General features: G+C 55.2%; 22 protein-coding genes. 16 read left to right on the top strand and 6 right to left on the bottom strand.

Annotation, left to right across the window (positions count from 1 at the left end; translation table 11 throughout):
* From CGZ80_RS28930 to CGZ80_RS25855, 3 genes are all read left to right on the top strand, one after another.
* On the top strand, window positions 1-269 hold a 269-nt coding region (locus CGZ80_RS28930), incomplete at its 5' end, for a hypothetical protein (protein ID WP_233148683.1).
* A gap of 201 nt (window positions 270-470) precedes the next feature.
* Window positions 471-1,808, top strand: a complete 1,338-nt coding sequence (der, locus tag CGZ80_RS25860) for a ribosome biogenesis GTPase Der (RefSeq protein ID WP_094418563.1) — start codon at window positions 471-473, stop codon at window positions 1,806-1,808.
* 10 nt (window positions 1,809-1,818) lie between these two features.
* Window positions 1,819-3,231, top strand: coding sequence for a hypothetical protein (locus CGZ80_RS25855; protein ID WP_094418562.1), 1,413 nt, complete (start codon window positions 1,819-1,821; stop codon window positions 3,229-3,231).
* On the opposite strand, the gene CGZ80_RS25850 is transcribed toward CGZ80_RS25855, so the two are convergent.
* Window positions 3,228-4,256 carry a CPBP family intramembrane glutamic endopeptidase gene (locus CGZ80_RS25850; protein WP_094418561.1) on the bottom strand — a complete coding sequence of 343 codons (1,029 nt, stop codon included), beginning with the start codon at window positions 4,254-4,256 and terminating at the stop codon, window positions 3,228-3,230. The two genes, CGZ80_RS25855 and CGZ80_RS25850, sit on opposite strands and share 4 nt — an antisense overlap.
* Window positions 4,257-4,260: 4 nt before the next feature.
* Window positions 4,261-4,917 (bottom strand): CDP-diacylglycerol--glycerol-3-phosphate 3-phosphatidyltransferase, encoded by a 657-nt coding sequence (gene pgsA, locus CGZ80_RS25845; protein ID WP_233148682.1) that lies wholly within the window; start codon window positions 4,915-4,917, stop codon window positions 4,261-4,263.
* A gap of 197 nt (window positions 4,918-5,114) precedes the next feature.
* Here pgsA and CGZ80_RS25840 point away from each other — a divergent pair, with 197 nt between their 5' ends.
* From CGZ80_RS25840 to CGZ80_RS25820, 5 genes are all read left to right on the top strand, one after another.
* Window positions 5,115-5,555, top strand: coding sequence for a 3-hydroxyacyl-ACP dehydratase FabZ family protein (locus CGZ80_RS25840; RefSeq protein WP_094418560.1), 441 nt, complete (start codon window positions 5,115-5,117; stop codon window positions 5,553-5,555).
* The gene (locus CGZ80_RS25835) at window positions 5,555-6,400 is read left to right on the top strand and encodes an enoyl-ACP reductase (protein ID WP_094418559.1); all 846 of its coding nucleotides are present in this window, start codon (window positions 5,555-5,557) and stop codon (window positions 6,398-6,400) included. The genes CGZ80_RS25840 and CGZ80_RS25835 overlap by 1 nt, the downstream gene beginning before the upstream one ends.
* 103 nt (window positions 6,401-6,503) lie before the next feature.
* Entirely contained in the window at window positions 6,504-7,361 is an 858-nt protein-coding gene (gene ilvE, locus CGZ80_RS25830) for a branched-chain-amino-acid transaminase (protein ID WP_094418582.1), read from the top strand.
* Between the two features lie 573 nt (window positions 7,362-7,934).
* The gene (locus CGZ80_RS25825) at window positions 7,935-8,330 is read left to right on the top strand and encodes a hypothetical protein (RefSeq protein WP_094418558.1); all 396 of its coding nucleotides are present in this window, start codon (window positions 7,935-7,937) and stop codon (window positions 8,328-8,330) included.
* Between the two features lie 114 nt (window positions 8,331-8,444).
* Complete coding sequence (locus tag CGZ80_RS25820) at window positions 8,445-9,104, top strand: DUF1080 domain-containing protein (RefSeq protein WP_094418557.1); 660 nt, start codon at window positions 8,445-8,447, stop codon at window positions 9,102-9,104.
* Window positions 9,105-9,225: 121 nt separating this feature from the next.
* Here the strand turns inward: CGZ80_RS25820 and CGZ80_RS28925 are convergent, their stop codons facing one another.
* Window positions 9,226-9,549 carry a hypothetical protein gene (locus CGZ80_RS28925; protein WP_233148681.1) on the bottom strand — a complete coding sequence of 108 codons (324 nt, stop codon included), beginning with the start codon at window positions 9,547-9,549 and terminating at the stop codon, window positions 9,226-9,228.
* The gene (locus CGZ80_RS25815) at window positions 9,519-10,454 is read right to left on the bottom strand and encodes a pyrophosphate--fructose-6-phosphate 1-phosphotransferase (protein ID WP_233148680.1); all 936 of its coding nucleotides are present in this window, start codon (window positions 10,452-10,454) and stop codon (window positions 9,519-9,521) included. Before CGZ80_RS25815 ends, CGZ80_RS28925 begins: the two co-directional genes overlap by 31 nt.
* A gap of 446 nt (window positions 10,455-10,900) precedes the next feature.
* On the opposite strand from CGZ80_RS25815, the gene CGZ80_RS25810 reads away from it, so the two are divergent.
* The 7 genes from CGZ80_RS25810 (at window position 10,901) to CGZ80_RS25770 (ending at window position 20,054) form a co-directional block, all read left to right on the top strand.
* Complete coding sequence (locus CGZ80_RS25810) at window positions 10,901-12,100, top strand: hypothetical protein (protein WP_143544161.1); 1,200 nt, start codon at window positions 10,901-10,903, stop codon at window positions 12,098-12,100.
* A 31-nt stretch (window positions 12,101-12,131) separates the two neighbouring features.
* On the top strand, window positions 12,132-12,995 hold the full coding sequence (locus CGZ80_RS25805; RefSeq protein ID WP_233148679.1) for a methyltransferase domain-containing protein: 864 nt from the start codon (window positions 12,132-12,134) through the stop codon (window positions 12,993-12,995).
* A gap of 105 nt (window positions 12,996-13,100) precedes the next feature.
* Complete coding sequence (locus CGZ80_RS25800; RefSeq protein WP_094418555.1) at window positions 13,101-14,039, top strand: alpha/beta hydrolase; 939 nt, start codon at window positions 13,101-13,103, stop codon at window positions 14,037-14,039.
* Window positions 14,040-15,256: 1,217 nt separating this feature from the next.
* On the top strand, window positions 15,257-16,198 hold the full coding sequence (locus CGZ80_RS25785) for a DUF1559 domain-containing protein (RefSeq protein WP_094418580.1): 942 nt from the start codon (window positions 15,257-15,259) through the stop codon (window positions 16,196-16,198).
* A 150-nt stretch (window positions 16,199-16,348) separates the two neighbouring features.
* Window positions 16,349-16,711 (top strand): hypothetical protein, encoded by a 363-nt coding sequence (locus tag CGZ80_RS25780; RefSeq protein WP_143544160.1) that lies wholly within the window; start codon window positions 16,349-16,351, stop codon window positions 16,709-16,711.
* Window positions 16,712-16,782: 71 nt separating this feature from the next.
* Complete coding sequence (locus tag CGZ80_RS25775) at window positions 16,783-18,006, top strand: deiodinase family protein (RefSeq protein WP_094418551.1); 1,224 nt, start codon at window positions 16,783-16,785, stop codon at window positions 18,004-18,006.
* A gap of 239 nt (window positions 18,007-18,245) precedes the next feature.
* On the top strand, window positions 18,246-20,054 hold the full coding sequence (locus CGZ80_RS25770; protein ID WP_094418550.1) for an arylsulfatase: 1,809 nt from the start codon (window positions 18,246-18,248) through the stop codon (window positions 20,052-20,054).
* On the opposite strand, the gene CGZ80_RS25765 is transcribed toward CGZ80_RS25770, so the two are convergent.
* Window positions 20,051-20,608, bottom strand: a complete 558-nt coding sequence (locus CGZ80_RS25765; protein ID WP_094418549.1) for a hypothetical protein — start codon at window positions 20,606-20,608, stop codon at window positions 20,051-20,053. The two genes, CGZ80_RS25770 and CGZ80_RS25765, sit on opposite strands and share 4 nt — an antisense overlap.
* A complete protein-coding gene (locus tag CGZ80_RS25760) occupies window positions 20,605-23,982 on the bottom strand; it encodes a DEAD/DEAH box helicase (RefSeq protein WP_094418548.1) in 3,378 nt (1,125 codons plus the stop codon). The genes CGZ80_RS25765 and CGZ80_RS25760 overlap by 4 nt, the downstream gene beginning before the upstream one ends.
* A gap of 315 nt (window positions 23,983-24,297) precedes the next feature.
* On the opposite strand from CGZ80_RS25760, the gene CGZ80_RS25755 reads away from it, so the two are divergent.
* Window positions 24,298-24,660 carry a 2Fe-2S iron-sulfur cluster-binding protein gene (locus tag CGZ80_RS25755; RefSeq protein WP_094418547.1) on the top strand — a complete coding sequence of 121 codons (363 nt, stop codon included), beginning with the start codon at window positions 24,298-24,300 and terminating at the stop codon, window positions 24,658-24,660.

Below are 24,660 nucleotides of genomic sequence, written 5' to 3'. Positions count from 1 at the left end.
ACATCTACCAACACCAAGATGCTGGCCCGCCAACGCTGTACATGGTGGCGAATGACTCGAACATTTCCTCGGATCAATCGGGCCCCAATCAGGGCGTTGACCAAGATGATCTCAGGGTGGGACTCGCCGCAGGCGTTTGTGTCGCTGGCGGTGCCGTCGCCGCAGAATCTGTTGGTGGCGATCCGCCAAAGGCGAAAAATTCCGCCAACGCGGTGGTACGATCCTCGTCCGCCTGTGGCAGCCACTGGACGCCTAAACGTCGTAAGTGATCGGCAAGACCGGCCGTCCCGGACAGAACGGTGGCGGGGTCGAGTTTTTTTGATGAATCGTTCATGACGGTTTGATAACACACCGGCTACTGAATTTGCACTGCGCGGTTTAACATACCAGCGGCGGGCGTCCACGATTCAGGGGTAGCTGCCGGCATTTCGCTCCGATTTCACTGATTCACTGTTCAAAACACCTTTCCCATGCCTGTTCCCCAAGTAGCCATTGTCGGTCGCCCCAACGTCGGAAAAAGCAGTTTGTTTAACTGGTTGGCCGGTCGTCGGCTGGCAATTGTCGACGATTTTGAAGGCGTCACGCGAGACCGAATGACCACGTTGATCAACAACGAGGACGCGTTCTTTGAGTTGACCGACACCGGGGGGTTGGGCATCGAGGACCCGGATGACCTGACCGCCGACGTGCGCCGCCAGATCGATTTGGCGATCGAATCCGCCGATGTGATCCTGCTGGTGGTCGATGTTCAGACCGGCCCCATGCCGCTGGACGAATTGGTTGTCGAACGTTTGCGTGGAATCGAACGCCCGGTGATTTTGGTTGCCAACAAGGCTGACCAGCCTCACCAGGACACCCTCGCGGAAGATTTCCACCGCCTCGGTCGTGGCCGATTGGTCACCGTCAGCACGACGCAGAACCGCAACAAGTCCGAATTGATGGAGCTGATCCTGGATCGCTTGCCGCCTTCGGACGAATCGATCAACGAACCGACAATGAAAATCACCATCGTCGGACGCCGAAACGTCGGGAAGAGTACCTTCGTGAACACGTTGGCCGAATCGGACCGAATGATCGTCAGCGAAGTCGCCGGAACGACCCGTGACAGTGTTGACGTGCGATTCGAAGTCGACGGCCAGACCTTTATTGCGATCGATACGCCAGGTCTACGGAAACGGAAAAGTCAGCGCACGGACCTCGAGTTTTACGGGACTCACCGGGCCCAGCGCAGCATCCGACGTGCGGACGTCGTACTGATGTTCTTCGATGCGGCCGAGACGGTCAGCAAAGTCGACAAGCAGCTCGTCGGCTACGTGATCGAAAACCACAAGCCGGTCATTTTTGTGATCAACAAGTGGGACCAGCTTCACGGCACCGTTCCGACCGACCGCTGGGTGCGTTACATCCGTCGCCAGTTCCCCACGCTCGCCTATGCACCGATCGCGTTCGTCACCGGTCAAAGCGGAAAGAACGTCAAGGCGCTGTTGAATCACTCGACCATGTTGTTCAAGCAGGCCCGAGAACGTGTTTCGACCGGGCAGCTCAACCGATTGCTGCGATCGGCGATCGAAGCACACCAGCCGCCGATGTATCAAAACCGTCGTCCCAAGGTTTACTATGCGACGCAGGTCGCGACAGAGCCGCCGACAATCGTTGTGATGTGCAACGAACCCAAGGCTTTCGCGAACGATTACCGGCGATATCTCTTGAGCGTGCTACGTGACCACCTAAAGTTTGGCGAAGTGCCGATCAAGCTTTATTTACAAAAGCGTCCTCGCAACGACGAAATGGACGCGATCAACAAGTAGTTGTTCACCGATGGGACGCCACGCCAAGTTAATCCGATTGATCGTCCTGTTGGCGATCGCGTTGACTGGCGCCGCGTTGACCGGACGTTTAACAGTCCATCAGGTCAACGATTCGCCGAGCTATTTGCTCTACCCATTTGATTCACTGGAGCAATCGCTGCTTTCGATTCGGCCGCCGGTCTATCCAGTGTTTCTTCGCTTGGTAACGGCGACCGTGGGGATCTCCTGGGTGCCGGCACTGCAGGTCATTTTGCATGCCTTTGCCAGTGCGTTCTTGACCGAAGAGCTGATTCGACGCGGCCTTTCTATCAGGCAATCGCTACTAGCTGGAATCGTCGTCTTGATCGGCTGCACTGCCGCCGACAATCTCAGTACGATCAGCACCGACGCCCCGGCGGCCTCGTTGGGCGTGTTCACGGCAACTTGGCTACTGCGTCTGCAGCGGTGCGGTGGAGTCGCCGCAGGCGTTGCCTGTGGATTGTTTGCGTTCACATGCATCCTGATGCGACCGGCGTATCTGTTTTTGATACCTTGGTTGCCGGTCACCGGTTGGCTTGTCGCCCGTTGTGATCGCAACCGCACATTGCCACAGGTCTCAACGTCAAGGCTTGGCAAAGGGGCGAATCGATGGTCGGGGGCGTTCGTCGCGATCGGTGTCACGTTTGGCGTGCTGCTTTGGATGACGCTTCGCTTGGTGGTCGTCAACGACTTTGCGGTGCTCCCGTTTGGTCACCAGAATCTTTCCGCGATCGCAGCGCAACTGGTTTCGACCGATGAAATGCGATTGATCGCGAAGGACTCCGATCCGCCGACTGCGAAATTGCTTGTCGCGGTTGCCGATCGACTCGATCAATCAGGACTGGTGCTTCCACAATCCAAGCGTTCGTCACTGCCAACGTTGACACTGGAAAATCAGTGGGGCGAGATCAACTACGGAATCATTTGGCCTGAAGCCAAGCGTGTCATCTCGAGCAGCGATGGCGCGGACGCGGGGCTGAGTCGTGACGTCGCACCGCGAATCCGTGAGCATCGATTGATCGGGGAATTCAACCGAGCGATTTTGAGCGATGCCCCAATCGCTTATGCCAAATGGATCGCGTTGGCGGTTCGGCGTGCGGTTTGGGGAACATTCGCGAATCTGGCAATGCATCCGCCCTTTCTTGCGGTAGTTGTCGGAGTGCTATTTGCCATCGTCTGGGTTGCGGCGACCGGGCGAACGCTTGTTGCGCGTGAGTTGCCGCAGGGTTGGTATGCCTTCGCGGTTGTTTCGATCAGCTATTTGGTTTTCAAGGTTGGGTTCATCGTGCTGACGAGTCCGCCGATCGGCCGATTCGCCGATGCCGCCGCAATCTTCTTGCCGGCTCTGATCGGCAGTTATCTGCTGGGCTCGGTGCGGATCTCTGAACGTGAGAACCGGGGTTAGCCGCCGAACCCAGAGTTCAAGCGGCAAAACTCCATCGTGATTGTGGCACCATTTAGAATCATGTGCACGACGATGGTAATCCAAAGGCGGTTGGTCCGTTGATAGACGACGCCCAGTCCGAGGGCGAGGAAGAACAAGGGGATCGGGGCGGCGCCTTGGCCGAGGTGCATCACTGCGAATACCAAGCTGGAGACCAGTAACGGCGCCAGTGAGCTGTAGGAAAACCGCGGATGGTCGTCCTGCCACGACGTGTCGCCAAAGTACTTTTGCAGTCCACCTTGGAGCAGCAATCGGAATTGAAACTCTTCAACGATCGGGGTGAGCACTGCCGCCGACAGAAACAACGCCGCAAAGGTGCGCATGCTGTTCTTCTCGGCGAGCAGGTCAGTCACGCTGTGTTTGTATTCGACGAGCTGAGACACGGCGATGTTGACCAGCAGCACCGGTGCCAAGATCCAGACCGTCGCCACCAAGCCTCGCCGCAAGTCCGATAGCCGCGGAATGAGGGAAAGGTTCTCCAGCGTCGCGTCTCGAGCGAGATGCAAAAAAGCTAGCAGGATCAGGAACGAAGTGGCGTTGGCAAGCATTTGAATGCCGACGCGCTTCGCCAAATCCATTTTGACGGGAGGAACGCCGGCTTGATTGGGCAACACGCCCGGCTGCTGTGCGCTCTCAACCGGTTCGATGGCTTCGGGATTCGAGGCTTGTTCGGCGGGGGCGACTTCGGTTGCCTGTCCGACGGTTGGTGCGATTGGCTTGTTCAGAAGCGGAGACGCTAAAGACCCGACGACGATGATGGTTCCGAACATCAGAAAAAAGTCTGCGATGGTCCAGTGTTGCGCCGGCCGAGGCAGGCGTGTCACCAGGTAATCGGAATGGTCACCGCAAAGGTTACGACGCCGATAGCCAGCCATCCAGGCGAGCCACATCCCACTGCCGATCAGGACGGCGCTGAACACCGCACCGGTAAGGATGAAGTAACCGCCAAGAAAAAATGGATGGCTGAACGTACCCTCGTCGTACATCACACTAACGCGTCTCGTCGGGTTCGTCTTGCATCAAACGCGCCGCAATCACGGTGTAGTCGTAACCGGAGTAGACCGTCAGTGCAATTGCGGACCAGACCAGCACGTCCGTCGTCAGGCTTAGCCACTGGGCCGGTGTATCCGTTTGCAAATACAGCAATGCCGCGACGACTGCGGCACACTGCAGGACCATTTTCCATTTGCCGAGTTGGCTGGCGGAGAAATCTTTGCCGCTACCTTCGATCATCCCTCGCAAACTTGTGACCAGCAGTTCGCGTCCGACCACGACAGTCGCCATCCAGGACGCGATCGGTGAACCAGTCGAACCGACGAGCGCGATGAACGATCCGCAGATAATGATCTTGTCCACGAACGGATCGAAGATGCGGCCGAATTTGGTCACCTGGCCGTACTTTCTGGCCCAGTAACCGTCCATCCAGTCGGTCGAGGCGGCGATCAAGAACACGACCATTGCGGAGAAGTAATGCTCCAACGGGATCAGTGTCATGACGGCAATAGCGAGCCCAAACCGAATGCTGGTCAGCAGGTTTGGGACGTTGTAAATCGATCGGGCGACTGGTGGATTCGTCTCAGCCAACGGTTGCGGTGGTTGGGTTTGGCGTGATGCCCCGCTGGACGAGGCTTGATGTGAAAGTTGCACGGTTTGGTACCCTGTTTGGTTCCCTATTCATCATGATCCCAAGAAGCTACTGGGGAAAGGGCCCGCCAACGGGGGCATTCTGCGCGATTGTGAGCGATCAAACTATAGCGATTGCGGCAACGAATCGGGCGAGGCAACCGGGAAAACACGGCGTCAGTCGGCTTGGCGCACGCCTCGCGAACACTTCAATTACAGGGATGAGCAAACAAGAAATCGAGGCTGCGATTCCGCACCGTGCCCCCATGTTGTTGTTGGACGAAATTGTCCAGCGTGACGATTCTTCGATCGTCTGTAAAAAGACGTTTTCGGCAGAAGAGTTCTTCGTGCAGGGCCATTTTCCTGACAACCCAATCGTCCCAGGTGTCATTCAGTGCGAATGCTGTTTGCAGGCCGGCGCTGTGTTGTTGGAAAAGTTCATGGCGACGTTGCCCAACTCGCTGCCCGTCGCGACGCGAATGGACAGCGTCAAGTTCAAACGCATTGTCCGTCCGGGGGACAGTGTGGAAGTCCATGTGACGCTAAAGGAACAGGTTTCCAATGCGTACTTCTTGACCGGGAAGGTGATGCTCGATGGAAAGCTGGCGACCCGGCTGGACTTTGCGTGCAGTGTGACGCAAGTCGGTGAGGGAGGTGTTTGATGAGTGAGTCAGATCAGGCTGCGCCGCCGGTTGCCGATTTCTTGCAGCTCGCCGGTAAAACGTTCTTGGTACTGGGTGTCGCGAATCGCAAAAGCGTTGCGTACTCCATCGCACAAATGATCGAACAGGCTGGCGGGACGGTCGTGTACGTCGTCCGCAGCGAAAGCCGCCGTGAAAGCACCGGCAAGTTGCTCAAAGGTCGCGACGTACGTGTTTGCGACGTCGAATTCCAGGAACAAATCGACTCGCTCGCGAACCAGTTCGAGCAAGAAGGTCTCCAGTTTGCGGGAATGGTCCACTCCATCGCATTCGCCGATTATCCCGAGGGGATACGTCCATTCCACGAAACGACCAAGCAACAGTTTTTGCAAGCCGTGGACATCTCCGCATTCTCCCTCGTCAACCTTTCCAACGCTTTACGCGACCGTTTTACGACGGACGCTTCGGTGGTGACGATCGGGATCAGTACAACGCGGATGGCGAGCGAGAGCTACGGCTACATGGCGCCGATTAAGGCAGCTTTGGAATCTTCCCTTGCCTTTTTGACGAAGTCATTCAGCCGCTTTAGTCAGGTGCGATTCAATGCCGTCGCGGCCGGTTTGTTGAAAACCAGTGCTTCGGCGGGGATCCCCGGATACGTCGATTCGTACCTCTATGCCGAGCAGGTGATTCCACGCGGAGAGGCCGTCAAAACCGACGAGGTCGCCGCGACAGCCGCTTTTCTGCTCTCACCACGCAGCAGCGGCATTACGGCTCAGTCGATCGTTGTCGACGCAGGAATGGCAATCAATTATTTTGACGCCGCCGTCGTTTCAGCGGTAACGAACTCGCAGTTCGGTTCGTAAACGCCGTTACGGAAATCGCCAGCCTTTGGTCATCATCGAAGGCGATCGCCCTAGCAACGTTCAGCAAGCTTCAATCACCCCCATTTTCTCGCATCCGCCGACCATGAGCCGACAGATCTACATCAACGGTGAATTCTTCGCCGCCGAAGACGCCAAAATCAGTGTCTATGACCACGGATTGCTGTATGGCGACGGGGTGTTCGAAGGCATGCGGATTTACAGCAACAAAGTGTTCCGCCTGGAAGAGCACCTTGCACGCTTGGACGAATCCGCACGTGCGATCGGCTTGACGATCCCGATGTCCTTGGAAAAGCTCGCCGAGGATACCAACGCAACGGTCGCGAAGAATGGACTTGTCGATGGTTACATCCGCTTGATCGTCACCCGTGGATCCGGGGCACTTGGTCTGGACCCGTTCAAGTGTTCCAACCCACAAGTCATCATCATCGCGGACAGCATCACGCTGTACCCGCAGACGTACTATGAGAACGGCTTAGAACTGGTCACGGCATCGACCATTCGCAATCACCCCGCGGCTCTCAGCCCGCGAATCAAGTCGCTCAACTACCTCAACAACATTCTTGCCAAGATGGAAGGCCTGAAAGCGGGCTGCATCGAAGCGTTGATGTTGAATCACAAGGGCGAAGTCGCTGAATGTACCGGCGACAATATTTTCATTGTCAAGAACGGCAAACTCAATACGCCGCCCATCGAGGCTGGCATCTTGGAAGGAATCACGCGTAACGCCGTGTTGGAATTGGCTCGCGGAGCCGGTATCGAAACCACGGAGCTGCCAATGACCCGTCACGATATCTACGTCGCTGACGAATGTTTCCTAACCGGAAGTGCGGCAGAGGTGATTCCGGCGGTGAAGCTCGACGGCCGTGATATCGGTGAAGGCAAAGTCGGCCCGATCACCCAGCAGCTCAACCAGTTGTTCCGCGAATTGGTTCGCAAGTAATCCCCGCGAATTGGCTCGCAACTAATCGTTGAAAAGACGTTCTGTACGAGGGGCCGTGCCGGTGGTATGGCCCGCTCTCACGCCCTTATTTGGCGGCTTGTGATTGCAGTGTCGCGCTCGCGAGGTGGCTGCAGAAGAAACTTTCGAGATGTCGGTTCGCCCTCAAATCGAGTGCGGCGGTGAATCTCGTCCCCCGCGTCGGCCGATGACCGTTTGTGCAACGGATGCTGATCAGGAGTGCGTGGGGCAGGCCTTGTCAGTCGTTTCAGTTGCATAAGAAGCCGAGCGGCCTGGATTTTCTCAACCGAGACTGTGCGAGCGACAGTTCTCTGTGGGGCAGAAAATCCAGGTCGTCTCGCATGCGCGGGCCGAATTTTTCGGCGCCCCCGATTTGACTTTTGATGGCACTTGAGCGTTAATACGGGTAAGCAGCCGGATCGGTTGCTGTCGAGCTATCCCACCCATTTGCCCCATTTCTTGGGCAAGGCGACGCGTCTGTTGCGGTTTCGGCGTTCGCGCTAGGATTGAGACCCCCAGATCAGCTGTCACTCAAAGATCCCTCGGAGACGATGCATGAAACGGTTTGCGATTCTATTCGGTTGCTTTGCGCTGCTGGCCTCGCCCGCACTCGCGACAAGCGATTTCAATAAGATGTGGAAAGAGAAATACATCAGCGGTGACGACGCCAACGAAGATCTGAAGAAGACTGCTCGCAAGCACGGCTGCTACATTTGCCATGTCAGCGGCGAAAAGAAAGACGTTCGCAACGAGTACGGAAAGGCCGTCCACAAGTACCTCAAAGCAGAAGACTTCCCGAAAGATTGGATCAAAGACAATCCAGAAGAAGCTCGCAAAAAGATCTTCGCCGGTCTGGACGAAGCCGCAAAAGAGAAGAGCAAAGACGGTGACCTGTTCGGCGACAAAATGAAAGCCGGCAAGGTTCCTGCGACCGATAGCGGCAAAGACTGATTTCGCCGCCGCATTTTATTTGCGAGAATACGAACATCGAAACGCTTGCCTGCACCCTCGTGTGAGGCAAGCGTTTTTTGTTTCCCTCCAGAAGTCTCCTACCCCACCCCTGCAATGCAAAAGACTTTTTGTTTCTCACTGATTCGATCGGCTCTGATTCTCGGCCTGATCGCTGCGCTCATGCCTGCCAACAGCCAAGCCGAAGAAACCGCAGAAGACGGCTTCGTCAAACTGTTCGACGGCAAGACCATGGAAAACTGGAAGCTGGCCGAAGAGAACCAAGACGCGTGGCACGTCGAAGATGGCATGCTGGTTTGTGACGGCGAACGATGCCACTTGTTCTATGACGGTCCGCTGCAACCGATGAAGGACTTCCACTTCCGTTGCGAAGTGATGACTACTCCAGGCAGCAACGCTGGTATTTACTTTCACACCAAGTACCAAGCACAAGGCTGGCCGAAATACGGCTTCGAATGCCAAGTGAATGTGTCGCACTCCGATCCCAAGAAAACCAGCAGCTTGTACGGTGTCGACAACGTTGCCGATCCAGGCGTCAAGGACAACGAGTGGTACACCCAAGAAATCATCGTCAAGGGCAACCACGTTCAATTGAAAGTCAACGGCAAGACCCTGGTCGATTACACCGAGGCGTCTGACAAAAAAGCGTTCAGCAACGATTTCGAACGTCGTTTGAACGAAGGCACCATTGCGTTGCAAGCTCACGATCCAAAAAGCAAGGTTTACTTCCGCAACTTGGAAGTGAAGCCGCTGTAGTTGACGTCACTGTCTTTGACGACACGACTGACGTACTCGATCATCTGGCTTAAAGCAAAAACGTCGCGAGGATTATCCCCCGCGACGTTTTTCGTTGGTCTCAAAAGTTGATCGTGAACGCTTAGGCGTGTTCTGTCACGATGCTTTCGCCTTTCGGTTGATCGATTCCGGCGAGCAATTCGCCGAACCATGGTGTGTCGATGTCGAACGGCTTGCCGCCTTTGATGCGTTCGAATTCGATCGCTCGCAATTCGTTGTCGCGGTCTTCGTCTTCGCCGATCACGCCGCCATCGCCAGCAAGAGCACACTGGACGCCTTTGTGGGCGCACTTGGCGATTAGCTCGATATCGGCTTTGTTGGCCGCAGCGGCACGGCTGAAGTAGCCGCTCTTTTGCACCAACGTTTTCTCCGCCCCTAGCATCTCGCAAACTGTTTGCCGAACCATTTGCCGGGGTTCACCGCGTCCAACTTGACGTGGCCGAATGCGTCCGTGGGAACTTCTTCGCCGCGTTCACGCATCTCTTCAACGATGGTGCTCACGCCGGCACCTTCGCTGATGAAGATGTTGACGCAATCGTTTTCGTCCATGATCTTGCGAAGCCGCTCGGCTTCCTTCTTCATGTCGAAATGCATTTCCGGGATGTAGACGCCATGGACTTCTTTGCGCTCGCGGCTGAGGCCAGCCTCCGGCAGAAAGTTCATTCCGTCGAGGCGTTTGCGATAGGCTGCTGCGGTTGCCGCGGTCAGCCAGCCGCAGTTGCGGCCCATGACTTCGTGAATGATCAGCATCCGCGGGTTGGCGTTGTGTTCGGCGACGATGTTTTCGAAGAACAAAGCGCCTTGTTCGGCCGCGGTCCAAGCACCCAAGCTTTGTTTGATCGGGATGACGTCGTTGTCGATCGTTTTGGGCAAGCCGACGACGGTTAGGTTGTAGTCGTTCTCAGCCAAGAAAGCCGCCAAGTCGGCAGCCGTGGTGTTGGTATCGTCGCCGCCAATGGTGTGCAGCACGTCAACTTTGTCTTTGGTTAGTTGTTCCGCGGCGACGTGCAACGGGTTTTGGCCTTCTTGGACCAAGCCGCGTTTAACGCAGTCGGCAACGTTGGTCAGTTTGACGCGACTGTTGCCGATGGGGCTTCCGCCGTGCTCGTGCAATACCGCCGCTTTCTCGCGAATGGCGGGTGTGACGACAAAACTATCGCCTTGGAGCAAGCCCTTGTACCCGCTCCGGTAGCAGATGATTTCGATTTCCGGTGCCAGTTTGGTGTAGTTCTCGATCAACGAACCGATCGCGGAGGACAGACAGGGCGCGAGCCCCCCAGCGGTCAAGATTCCGACACGTTTGACTGCCATAGTTACAATTCCTGTTGAGTGTCCGTTAGGGGAATTAATGCCTTTCAAATGCCCGTGCATGGGAGTTTCGACACCCAACAAAATATCGCATGCCGCCAATTTCGTAAGGATCCCGGTGCTGAAGTTGACCGGAGGGCGTCCAACACGTCGCTACCGCCGCATTGCGGCAGCCCCGGCGTAGCCCTTGTCGGGGTGGCCGGTTCGTGAGATGGGTGGTGTGTGTGAATGAAAGCCAGTCTGACTGGCACTCGCCGACGACGCTAAAATAGGACCCCGGCCAACCGGCGTCCCACATTGACGAAGCGTTCACCTTCCGACGGAATCAAAAACTGCAAATGGATCTTGGCAAACAATACCGAGGATGTAGCGGGCGAAAATGCTCTCCGGTTCCGTTTCGATCCTCGATGCGGCAGCTTGTGATTGCGTGCGCGGTCTCGCTTGCGTGGGTGGCCCAAAGCAAACCCGTCCTGGCGCAGCGGCGATTAGATGATGCGCCGATCCAGTATCGTCAGTCCGCAGCTGATAATCCCATCGACCGACTGGCTTCGAGCGTCGCCGCGGGGGAGACGAAGCTGCAGTACGAACCGGGCTACGGATACCTGCATTCGATTCTGCAGGAGCTGGATATACCGGTCTCATCACAATCGTTGGTATTTTCGAAAACGAGTTTGCAGACCGGCCGTATCAGCCCTGACAATCCTCGGGCGTTTTACTTTAACGATGATGTTTACATCGGTTGGATTCGTGGCAGTTCGTTGATGGAGGTCGCGACCGCTGACGTCAACCTGGGCGCCGCGTTTTACTCCATCCAAATGAATCCGCGTGGCGCGTCGATCCGACGAGAACATCACCGCTGTTTGGTTTGCCATGAAAAAACGGCGGACAGCGGCAAGGTTCCGATGCACACAATCACGAGTGTGATGGCCCGTGAGACTGGTCAGGTGAATCTGCTGCTGGCCGAGTACAAAACCGATCACACCAGCCCATTTAGCGAACGTTGGGGCGGCTGGTATGTCACAGGTGATGCCGGCGAAATGGGGCACATGGGAAATGCATTTTTGAAAGATGAAACGCTCGTGCCGATCAGTCCGCATCAACTTGATGACTTGCACGGAGTGATCGAAACGTCACAGTGGCCGACGCCTCATAGCGACGTTGTCGCCCTGATGGTGTTGGAACATCAAGTCGAAATGCACAACCGGATGACGCGTGCAAACTACGCCGTGCGGCGCGCAGCGTTCCAAAAAGAACAAGGCGAAATCAACGATGCTGATTTTCAACAAATCGTCGATCGCGAGGCCGATGCGGTAACGGAGTACGCTTTCTTCAGCGGCGAAGCAAAGTTGACTTCGCCGATCATCGGTTCCAGTGAATTCACTCGCGACTTCGCCAAGCGTGGCCCGTTCGATTCGCAAGGCCGCTCGCTCCGAGAATTTGACCTCACCACTCGAATGTTCCGGTACCCTTGTAGCTATCTGGTCTACTCGGACCAGTTCAAAGGGATGGAGGATGTGTTGCGCGAGCGAGTTTTGGCCATGATGAACGACGTTTTAACCGGCAGCGATCAACGTCCTAAATTCGAACACCTCTCCGCCGAAGATCGCACTGCAATACGCACCATCTTGCAAGAGACGAAAGCGATTTAGCCTTCGCATCCACTGACTTTCCAGGCAACTGATGACAACTCAAAACCTCTCTGATTCCGTACGACGAAATTGCAAGCACCACCAAACGCTTGTCGTGGTGATGTGGTGTGTTTGCTGCTGTATTGCGGTTTCGGCCAGTGCCCAGGATCCGGCCAAGGCATCGGTGCAAGAATCGACAGGATCCGCCGACGTTGCAGCCAAACCGGCGGATGAGAAACCGGTTGAGCGACGGCGCAAGAGTTATCTCGGTCGAGTGGTCGCGCAGCCGATGAGCCATGTGGGCGCACCTTGGCTGATTCGGCCCGAGCGAGACAGCGAAGAGAACGTCACGGACTCGTACAAGGCGTTGCAAATCCAACCCGGGATGGTGGTTTGTGACCTCGGATGTGGCAACGGATTTTGGACACTGCCGATGGCCAAGGATGTTGGCGAAAAAGGCCTTGTCTATGCGGTCGATATCCAACGGGAAATGTTGAACAAATTGCAATATCGCGCTTCGCAAGAAGAGCTTTCTAATATTCGCCCGACGCTAGGGAAAGTCGATGATCCGAAGTTGCCTGTGGACGAGATCGACTTGTTGTTGATGGTTGACGTGTATCACGAGTTTTCTCATCCGCAATCGATGCTTTGGGAAATACGTCGCAGCTTGAAACCGACCGGCGTCGTCGCACTTCTGGAATACCGCGAAGAAGACCCGACGGTTCCGATCAAATTGCTGCATAAAATGTCAAAGCGTCAGATCATGAAAGAGTACGAAGCGAACGGGTTCAAGCTGGTGCGCGAATACAACGAATTGCCTTGGCAGCACCTGATGTTTTTCGCACGGGATGACAGTCCATTGGATGCCGTCTCTCCGGTGCCCGCTGGCGAAGTATTAAAGGCGCTCGGCAATTAAGTTTGGTCTGCGGTTCGTGGCCCAGGCCGCCTGTTCGGTTCGGCTATACTGGCGTCGATCGTTCGATCTTCTCCCCGCCCCTCTCTACTGACCTGCCGCGAACTGATGAAACTACGTTCCCCAATTGGCGCATCACTGGTTGCCGCATGCGCGCTGCTTCACTGCGTCTCACTGACTTCGATTCGAACCGTTGTTGCTGATGACGAGAGCCAAACGCACGAAACGGCGAAAGCCGATTCGGTTGTCAACATTTGGCCGAAAGATCCGCCCACCTGGAATGCGCCAACTGATCCAGAGGTCGACCAAACGAAACCAAACGGTGGTCGCGTCGCCGACCGGTACGTGATTCGACTTGGCAATGTTGCCACGCCACAGTTGCATGTTTATCCGGCCGAAGGTTCCAAAACGACGGTCATCATTTGCCCTGGTGGTGGCTTCAGTATCCTGGCCTGGGATTTGGAAGGAACCGAAATTGCCTCTTGGCTGCAAAGCAATGGGATCAGCGCGGCAGTGTTGAAATATCGCGTGCCAACGGGAAAAGAAGACAAGAAATGGTTGCCGCCCGCCCAGGATATGCAACGCAGCGTTTCGCTGGTTCGCTCCGGGGCAATCGAGTCACTTCCGACGGAGCATATCGGCGTCCTGGGATTTTCAGCAGGTGGTCATACTGTTGTCCGAGGGACGTTGGAAACCGAACGTTTGTATGAAGCCCAGGACGAGCATGATCAAGCGTCGCTGCGTCCTGATTTCGCAGCACTGATCTATCCCGCCTATTTGACCAAAGAACGTAACTCGGTCGAAATGGATGAAGAATTGAAGGTGACGAAGGACACGCCGCCGTTCTTCTTTGCACATGCCTTTGATGATCCATTGACCCCAATGGGCAGCGTCGGTTTGTTTGCAAAATTGAAGGCGCAAAATATTCCGTCGTCACTACACATCTTTTCAACAGGCGGTCACGGATTTGGTGGTCGCGATACCGGCGCCGAGAAAGACGCTTGGTTGCCACTTTTGAAATCGTTTCTTTCGGATCGCGGTTTTTGATCGAACCGTGTCTTGGCTCATTGGCCGATCGTTTTCTGAAAAGTGAAATCGCCCTGATTCGTTTTGCTTGACTTCTCAGGGCAAGTTGATAGCCTCAACGGGTTCGCGGGTGGTGGAGATGTAACCATTGCCCAGCATGGCTTATGTTCAAGTCGCTGTTCGCCGCTTTTCAATTTCGGCGAGCCTCGACTTCAGGACGGTTTTATCTTGTCGTTTCTCAACCCTGCCGCCATTCGATACGCAACAGTCTTGCTGTTGTTAGGGTGCGGGTTTGCTTTTTGTCAACAGCGTGCCTTTGGCTCGTGTGGCGATTACTTGCAGATGGGAAATGCTCACGATCTAACGTCTCAATCGAATGCGGCGACCGAGTTCCGGCTGGCTGACTTTGCCCCGGCGGCAAATTCGTTGCCACTGTCGGTGCCGCCGACGGTCCCGCGTCCATGTCATGGACCTGGATGTTCTCAGGCACCCGAGATCCCGCTTACGCATCTTTCTGACACAACCAATCCGTCTCGTGGCGAAGTGGTGGCGATGTTGATGATTCGATGTCTCGACGACATTGGAGTAGTGCGGGAATGGTTCGCTGATCAGCCTGTTGGCGCATCAGAATTGAACGCCAGTATCTTTCGCCCTCCTCGGCTTCTTTAGGGCCTCTGCTGACGGCCTGTTGATTTTCAAATTTGCAATGTCCCTCGATCGCCTTTTGCTCCGCAAAAACAGCGTTAGAGAACGCTTCTTTCGCAGAGCGAAAGACGACACTCGAAAATCAGCAGCCTGCTAAGCCTCTCCCAGCTTTTCCTGCATTGCGTCAAACGTATCGCCGTCTCTTCAATCGAGGCCGTCGCGCGTTGTGATCCTTGCAGCCGAAATGTCTTGGCGAAAGAATCCCAGTCCTGTTTCAACTCGCAAGTGTTTCGTCGCTGGTTCAGCATCCTTATTGCAATAGGACTGATCAGCTTCCGACACATCGTTGTGTGTTGCACTCGCTCTGGGTTTCGCATGCGCTGGCAGACCGCCCTTCTCGCTCGCTCGTAGTCGCTCAAGTTTGATTTGAGTTGCTGCTTGCGCACAACAAACGTTCATTGACGATTCGGAATCCGTGTCTTTGCGGACCGGACCGCCATCTACTTGTTCGCAGTGTTTGTTTTCGTCACTGGTCGGTGCTGTTCTTTTAGATGTCGATCAGCCGAGTGAAGAATCAATTTGGAATCATAGCCATGAAAAATAAAAAGAGTCGGAGCGGTTTTACATTGGTCGAGTTGCTAGTCGTGATTGCGATCATCGGCGTTCTTGTCGGTTTGCTTTTGCCTGCCGTCCAAGCGGCTCGCGAAGCCGCGCGAAGGATGCAGTGCAGCAACAACATGAAGCAGATCGGTCTCGGATTGCACAACTACCACAGTAGCTATAAATCGCTGCCTTTCGCTTGGGGTGGGACACGCCCGCCAAACAACAGTCCCGGGTATTCGGCACTCAGTCAGGTGTTGCCGTTTATCGAGCAATCTGCATTGCACGAACAAATCGATTTCGCAAAGCCATTGACGGATCCGGTCAACAGTGCGGCGCGATTAACAGAGGTCCATACGTTCCGTTGCCCATCCGATTTGGACAATCCACAACCACAAACTGGCGGTGCGACAAATTACATGGCCAACGTGGGCAGCCAGCACATTTGGCAGGACCCGCTGTTGCAAGACGGTCCATTCATCCGTGCAAGACAACTAAAGTTCCGCGACGTTCTCGACGGACTGAGCAATACCGCTGCGTTTGCCGAGCGCATGTTGACCGACGGTAGCAATGGGATGATCAGCGTCGAATCGGATGTGTTTTTGGGAAGCGGCGATCCATTGACGCCAGATGACGCGATTCGGCTTTGTTACGAAACCGATGTGGACAACCTTGCGACCCAGTTCCCGATCTTTATGGGCGCTCCCTGGATCAACGGGCAGCATGTTTACTTGCATGTCGACGTGCCCAATCGTCGTTCCTGCGGATTCTATCCGACAAAAGCGACGATGCCGGCGAGCAGTCGGCACGTAGGCGGTGCCCACATGCTGCGCTGCGATGGGTCCGTCACCTTTGTGACCGAAAGCGTGAATATAAAGTTGTGGCGTGCGATTGGTACACGAGCGGGTGGTGAAACCTTAGAGAGCGAACTTTAACAGCCAGGGATTCTGGCTTGAGCGATGTGCGAAAGCCTGTCCTTGGTCGGTCGTATTCTTTGTTCGCTTTTTGAGTTTGTAATGTTTCCCCATTGGGTTTCCAAAATGTTGCTATGTTTCAGGAACATCGTCGTTCCTTGTCTGTTTTTCATGGTTGTCGTTCTATCGGTCGCATTGCCAGGTTGCGGCAAGTCAACGAAGGCGGATTTGGTCGATCCCACCCTGGCTCGGTCAACACTGGAGTCGGTTTTAGAGAGCTGGCGACGTGGCGATCCGATTGATTCTTGGCAAATCAATGATGCACCGATTGTCGTACAAGACCTGGACTGGAAGGCTGGGGTCAAGTTGGCTTCGTTTGAGATATTAGACCAAGGCGATGCTGTCGATGCGAACCTGTTCTGTCAGGTCGAACTGTCCTTGATCGATTCTCGTTCCAAGTCATTCACGCGAAATGTCACCTACATCGTCGGCACCTCTCCCGTTCCAACTGTCTTTCGAAGCTTGACGCCATAGACATCCATTCGTCGCAGTTACGTTGCAACTTTGTGACGACCACCCCACACATATATTAAGACGAGTCAGATATGAGACACCATGTACTTTTTCTTTTGACCATTACGGTTGCTTTTACATCGTCGAACGCGAGGGGCGATGAACCGTCTGCGGAAATCACGCCGGATGGCGAACAGCTTACGCCGCAAGCAACTGTTATTTCCAATGAATTGCGGAACGCTTTCGCTCCCGACTCGGAGCCAATCGTCATGTTGGACGCGATCATCGACGGCACGGCGCTGGGGGGCTATGGTGGCTGGTTCCCGATGTCAAAAGCGAATAGCCGATTCGAGTGGCTCGCGATTGCAGACACCTTTGATGCGAACTCCGACCAAAAAATTACTCGAGAAGAGTTTGGCGGAAACGGAAACGATTTTGCCCGCCTGGATCGAAACGGCGACAAACAGCTTTCGTCGGACGACTTTGATTGGACCGAAAGTTCACTCGAACGAACGCCTGGCTACATGATGTTTTTCATGGCGGATCGTGATGCAAATGGTAAGGTGACTCGCGAGGAGTTTTCCGCACTGTACGACCAAGTGGCGGGACGCAATGCGAGCTATCTAACGCTCGATGACTTGCGGGACCAATTTCAGCCGCCGGACACCGTAGACCACGAACGTCGTGCGAACCGTCCTTCGCGAAGTACGCTGATCGCTGCGCTACAGCGTCAAGAAATCGGCTCGCTGCAATCAGGGCCACGCGTTGGTGAAATCGCACCGGATTTTTCGCTGGTGGATTTGAACGGAAAAACGGTCACTCTCTCCGACGAAGTTGGTGAAAAGCCAATTGTCTTGATCTTCGGAAATTTCACTTGTGGTCCGTTCCGTAGTCAGTCTGGAAACATCGAAAAGCTATACCGGACCTATCAAGAACGCGCCAAGTTTTTTCTTGTCTACGTTCGTGAAGCTCATCCGAGCGATGGATGGCAGATGGCAAGCAACCAACGTGTTGGCATTGACGTTCCCCAACCGACCAGTCAAGACGGGCGACGTAAGGTTGCGCAGCAGTGTCAATCACATTTGGATATGGACCTGCCGTTTCTTGTTGATGATGTGGGTGACACGGTCGGGGAGATGTACAGTGGCATGCCGAATCGGTTGTACCTCATTGACCGGCAAGGGAATGTGGCTTTCAGAAATGGCAGAGGGCCCTATGGTTTTCATCCTCGAGAGTTGGAGCAGGCACTGATTCTGTTGCTACGCGATGATCGAGAAGACGGTCAAAAGGATGCAGGACCGAAATCCGGTTTTTGACTCGAGACGGGCCAGCACGTCTTGTGAACAGCCTTTTGATTTTCGATTAACGCCATGCTTTTGATCACGCTTGCGGTGGAGTTCCAAACATGTTTTCGCTCGTCTCCGGTTGTGCCACGTCGGACACCGGAAGCTTGTAAAATGGAACTCGACCGCCAGCGAGTTTGATGATGAACGTGTGAAGTTGAACTCGTCGGCGTGCCCTCCCCACGCTCTCGATCAACCTCTTCGGTGCTCTCATGTTTCGATTCCGTTTTTTGTTTTCGGCGTATTGCATCGTTCACGTTGCGTTGCCGGTCTTTGTTCGACCGACCGAAATCTGCGCAGCGGATGAGACGCTGGTGGGACGGCCCAACGTTGTGATCGTGATGACGGATGACCAAGGCTATGGCGATTTGTCGTGTCATGGGAATCCCGTGTTGCAGACTCCACAACTCGATCGCTTGTATGCCGAATCCGTTCGACTTACAGACTACCACGTTGCCCCAACCTGTTCTCCGACGCGGGCGGCGTTCTTGACCGGCCACTGGACGAATCGAACCGGTGTTTGGCATACGATCATGGGACGGTCGATGCTGCGTGAGAACGAGGTGACGATCGGCGATGCTTTTTCGAAAGCTGGCTACGCGACTGGCATGTTTGGCAAATGGCACCTGGGTGACAATTATCCATACCGGCCAGAAGACCGTGGCTTCACCGAAGTCATGCGTCATGGCGGTGGCGGGGTCGGTCAAACACCGGATCACTGGGACAATGCGTACTTCGACGGTGCATACTGGCATAACCGTGAAGTGACTCCGGTTCAGGGCTATTGCACTGATGTGTTTTTTAACTACGCAAAAGCCTTCATCCGCACATCCGTTGCTGAGGATCAACCGTTCCTAGCTTACATCGCTACGAATGCCCCACACGGCCCGATGCATTCGCCAGAACAGTACAGCAAACCGTATGCGGAGCAGGGGAAACATGTCGCGAACTTTTATGGAATGATTGCGAACATTGATGAAAATGTTGGCAAGCTAAGGGAGTTGCTAGATGAGCTCGATATCGCTGACAACACGATTTTCATTTACACAACCGACAATGGGACTTCCTCGGGCGACAAAGTTTTTAATGCGGGAATGCGTGGTCGAAAAGGCAGTCATTACGACGGCGGACATCGAGTCCCATTCTTTATCCGTTGGCCGGAAGCGGGACTGGATGCGGGACGTGATGTTGACACCATTACCAGCTACGTCGATGTGGTACCGACGCTGATTTCAATGTGTCGCATCGCTCCACCGCCCCAGGTTGCCTTTGATGGCGTTGATCTTTCACCACTGATTTTCGATCGCGCCGAGGACTGGCCGGACCGTTTTTTGGTGACCGATTCGCAGCGAGTGAAAGATCCGATCAAGTGGAAAAGTTCTGCCGTGATGTCGGACCGCTGGCGACTATGTAACGGAAAAGAATTGTTCGATATGGATGTCGATCCGGGCCAGAAAAAAGATGTCTCAGAGAAACACCCGGATGTCGTTGCGGCGATGCGTGAATTCTACGATCAATGGTGGGCTGAATTGGAACCGAGCTTTGCTCAGTCGACAGCGATACATCTAGGGCATCCGACTGACAACCCCGCACGGCTGACAAGCCACGACTGGATCACGACGAAGATGACGCCATGGAACCAGTCTCAAGTTCGTGCGGCATTGAACGGCGATGCGAACACTGGATTTTGGAACGTTAAAGTTACCGAACCGGGACGCTATCGTTTCCTGCTTCGCCGATGGCCGGTCGAAGTCAACGGCCCACTGACGCAGTCGCTTGCCGCCGGCAAACCTGTTCCTGGCGATCGGGCGTATCGTGAGACGCCGGGAAAAGCGATTGCCGCAGTCAGAGCCAATCTGGTCATCGGGAAGCGATCGGAGTCAAGCGAAGTGGACGCGACGGCCAGCGAAGTGGCGTTTGATCTGGACCTTGAAGCTCAATCGACGAAGCTGTGGGCGAGCTTTGAAACCGCGTCGGGCGAAGAGTTTGGTGCCTACTTCGTGTATGTCGAACGGCTTTAAATTCGATTCGGTGTGAAACCGTCTCGATCTCCGGTCAATGAAACGTGGGTGTAGTCGGTGACTTGCCAGCTACCGTCGGGTTGCTTTTGCATTGTCAAAATCACACGCCGTGGAATCGTCATGTCTTTGACCGCACCACTGGCTAGCCCACCGCGAACGGTTGCGTCCAAGTCCACGGTGGCTTCTTGAGGAATGCTGCCTTCAATCATATCGATCCGAATGTTGCCGACGCGAACGCGTTGGAATTCATAGTTTGGCAATTCATTCAGTGCACGTTGCCGGGTGTCACGGTCGGCGATCACGGCCGCGACGGTCTCGTGATCGTTGTTTTCAGCGGCAGTTGCGGTTTCATCAATGATGCGCAAAATCGATTCACGGTCGGTTTCGATCACGTTGGCGATCAAAAACGAGCAAGGAAGCAATAGAGCCGTAATCAATGCGGCGATGCCGAGCGTTTTTTCACCCGTGCTCGTCCAGGCGAAAAACAGGGCACCGACCACAATTGAGATCATGCCCGCGATTAACCATGGCTGTTCCGCAAAGATATCGATCATTGGGTTGCGTCACCGATTTTGATGAGGCGAATGAGGTCATCGGTATCCATCTTGGCAGCTCGATCGGTGCCATCCAAAACGCCAGCGACAAGTTCTCGCTTGTCGGCGTGCATTTCCAGGATCTGTTCCTCGATCGTTCCCGCGGCGACCAAACGGTACACCGTAACAGGGCGTTCCTGGCCGATGCGGTGCGCACGGTCAGTCGCTTGGTCTTCGACGGCGGGATTCCACCATGGATCCAAGTGTATGACGTAGTCAGCCGCCGTAAGGTTCAAACCCGTTCCCCCAGCTTTCAAAGAAATCAGGAACAGTTCGCCTTCGCCGGCTTGGAACGCGTCGACACGTCGTGCCCGTTCTTTTGCGGGGGTGGCACCGTCAAGGTATTGATACTTGATGCCGCGTTGGTCGAGAAGTTCGCGGACAAGGGAAAGGTGTTTGACGAATTGGCTGAAGATCAACGCGCGGTGTTCGCCGTCGCGAAGTTCGTCGATCAGCGTTGCCAACAAGTCGAGTTTTGCAGAGCCCTGTTCCCACAAGCGATCGACTAGGCGTGGGTGACAGGCAAGTTGACGAAGCTTGGTTAGCCACGCCAGCGTTCGCATGCGGTATTCGCCTGGCTTTTCATTGGCGGCACCCGAAAGCTCTGCCAATGCGGCGACACGAGCGTCGTCATAGCGTTGGCGTTCTTCGCCACTGAGCTGTGCCCGCAGCGTGATCTCGGTTCGTGGCGGCAATTCTTTTAGTACGTTTTCTTTGGTCCGTCGCAAAATAAACGGACGCACGAGACTGGCCAGCGATTCACGACGTTCTTGGTCTTTATGTCGTTCGATCGGATCGGCGAAACGATTGCGGAAGCGATCCCACGAACCCAGTAGTCCTGGGCTGATCGTTCGCATCAAACTCCATAATTCGCCGAGGTGATTTTCAAGTGGAGTACCGGAAAGGGCGATGCGCCAGTTTGCGTTCACATCGCGAATCGCGCGTGACGTCTTTGTCTGGGCGTTCTTGATGAATTGAGCTTCGTCTAGAACCAGCGTGTTCCAAGTTCTCGAGGCAAAGCGTTTGGCATCACGCTGCACCAATTGATAACTGACGACAACGATGTCGCCCGGTCCGACCGATTGGATTAGTTCTTGCCGGTTGGATTCGCGATAGAGCAGCGGGTTCAGTTCCGGGGCGAAGCGTTCCGTTTCACGGACCCAGTTGTCGCCAACACTGGTGGGGGCGATGACGAGCGCGGGGCCTTCGGTGGCTCGATCGACCAAAACGCCGAGCGTCTGAACTGTCTTACCAAGACCCATGTCGTCGGCGAGGATGCCGCCAACTCCCCAGCGGCTGAGTCGTGCCAGCCAGCGGTAGCCTTCGTGCTGGTAGTCGCGGTATTCGACGTCCAGTGAATCCGGCTTATCAGGATTAAAGTCCTTCAGCGATTGCAGGTTCTCGATCGTTTGCGTCCATCGTGCGGCCGCTTCGATCGGAACATCGGTTCCCAAGATTTCTTGGACGACCGGTACTGCGGCATCGGCGACACGAAGGTTACCGCGATCGTCGACCAAGGTATCGCCAAGTTGTTCCAAGCGGCGACGGAACGATTCGCTGATTTTGGCAAACTCGCGATCACCGACCCGGACCAAAGCACGTCGCTGGGTGACAGCACGAAGCAGGTCAGCCAAGTTCACATCGCGACCGGCGACTGAAACGGTACCGGACAGACCGAACCAGTCTTTCGAATCGTCGATTTGAACGCGTAGTGCGGAAGGTGAGATTTCGCCGCGGACACGAATCGTTTCGCCTTCCGGCCAAATCATGCGTGGTGCGTCGTCGCCGGCTTCATAAAGCTTTGACAACAAGTCGAGTGCTTGCTCGTCGCTTTGTGCAACCCAGTGATAGGCGTCTTCGGGAGCGAGTTCTTGCAGCGAGAACTTATTGATGACTGTCGCGGCACGTTTTCGTTCGTCAGCAAGATCTCGCTTCAAACGGATCGGGCCGTCGTCGGTAAAGGCCGGAACCGTTGCCGGGTCTTCGCCGGGAGTCAACGTTTGATGCAATCGCGGATCCAGCATTGCTAAACGCAGGAACATGCCGGCGCCGCCGCGTGGGCGAAGCTCGATGACCAGTTCAGCGCTGACATCTTCGATTGGCCCGGCGAGTTGGCCTGGCAGGTCGATTCGTACCAACTGGCCAAGCGAGCCCGCTTTGAGCGACAGTTTCGATGCCGCTTCGTCGTCGACCAAGATTTCCGATAGTTCGCTGCGAAGCAAGTACGAGATCAAGCGTGTTGCCCGGCGGTCACGCAGTCGAGCAAGGATCAGTCGGTTGCCGGAAGTCTCGGCAATCATGACGACGGGCTGCGCCGGATGTAGATTGCCAAGGACCAATTCGCATTGGTCGATTTGGATGTCGATTCCGGGGACGGAAAATCCGACACGATACAGTGTCTTACGACGACTGGGATCAGATTCGGCATCCGAAACGATCTCACCTGATCGTTGCTCGTCATCGAGCGAATCGATTTCGACAGGTTGCAGTGAAATACCTAGTTCGCCACGCATCACTTCCAGCGGCGTTCCGTTGGTATCGTCCCAGGCCAAGTTCGGATGACCGACCAACAAGTCGACTGCTTGATAAAGGTTGTAGTACTCGCGGTTCGCGTCCAAGTTGGCTTGTGAAACCAATGCCGCGACTTGGCAATCAAGTGAACTGGAACCGGGCTGCGGACGCACCAAGTCGAACGTCGTTGCCAGCCGACCGCGCGACCAGCCCTTGCCGTTCTTCTTCAGTTTCTGAACGTACGGGTTGATCGCGACCGGGCCGTAAAGCAGGTTACCCGTGATTTTCAAACGCCACTGCACGCGGGTGTCTGCTTGCGTGGTGTCGTCCTGAGCTTCGTCGGTCAGCTTTAAGATTTGCGAAACGACTTCGCGTCCCGCCGCGACGTTGTCGGCTTTCAAGTCACTAAGGAATAGCAGGACTTCTTCGCTGCTTCGGCGGGCGAGTTGCTCGTGAAGCCACCAAGCGACGGCAAGCGTGCAACTGCAGCGGCCATGGTCCGTCATCTTTGCTTGGCGGGCAAAGTCACGGCATTCGCATTGCACGTCGGCACGCAAGGCGAGGTCGAGCGGTGAATCCGAATCGTCGTCCTCGTCAATCTCCGGAGCGATGTCGAGCTGCACCACGTAAGGCGGATTGCGATCGGGGCGCAAGCGAAACTCGAACGAGATCTTGCCTTCGCCTTGGGCGAACTTTGGTTGTTCGACTTTCAGCATCGCGGCCCGCTTGTCCAACGACTCGTGATGGTCATCCACGAGCCTGGAGACTGCTTCGCCTAGCAGCAATCCGAACGCCGCAGGCAAGTTCTCCGTCATCAAATCCATGCTTGAATCAATTCCTGTTCGTCTATCGCCAAGGGCAGGTCGATCGCGCGTGATTTTCTCCTGCCGCAACGTCAAACGGTCGAATACTCGGTGTATCGTCTAGCCGTTGTGTGTTCCGCTGTGTCGTTCCCGTCGAATCAAAACCGCTGGTGGCGGCCCGTCTCGGGACCAGGCCGCTGTGAAGGACGGTGGCCAACACGCTATTCTAACGATGGAGCGACAGGATGCGATGCCAACTGGCCACAGAATCTCGCTCGACGAAAACTTCATGATCCGTCGTCACGGATTTCTCACTTCACGAAAGGAATTTACCGGATGCCAAAGTTGACAATTGATGGGGAAACGACTGTTGAGGTTCCCGCCGGAAAGCGACTGGTGAAAGCTCTGGTCGAAGAGGGTGGTACGGACCAACTGCACGCTTGTGGTGGCGTTTCGCGATGCACCACTTGCCGCGTTCGCATCGTCGACGGTGAGCCGGAAAAGATGACCGAGGCGGAGAAAGAAACCTTACGCGTTCGTGAGGTGACTGAACCCGGCGTTCGCTTGAGTTGCCAGATCGCTTGCGATCACGACATGTCTGTCGAACTGATCAGTCGGTTCGAAGGCAGTGGCCGGAAAGACCAAGGCTCGCCCGTGGCCGAAGAGATCCAACCGGAGCCGGTTTGGACGACCAAGTAG

Origin of the sequence: Rhodopirellula sp. MGV, assembly GCF_002251265.1 — a bacterium.
In the GTDB taxonomy this organism is placed as follows: Bacteria; Planctomycetota; Planctomycetia; order Pirellulales; family Pirellulaceae; genus Stieleria; species Stieleria baltica_A.
The sequence above is the reverse complement of the archived record's forward strand: the minus strand, read 5'-3'. Positions and strand labels throughout refer to the sequence as shown.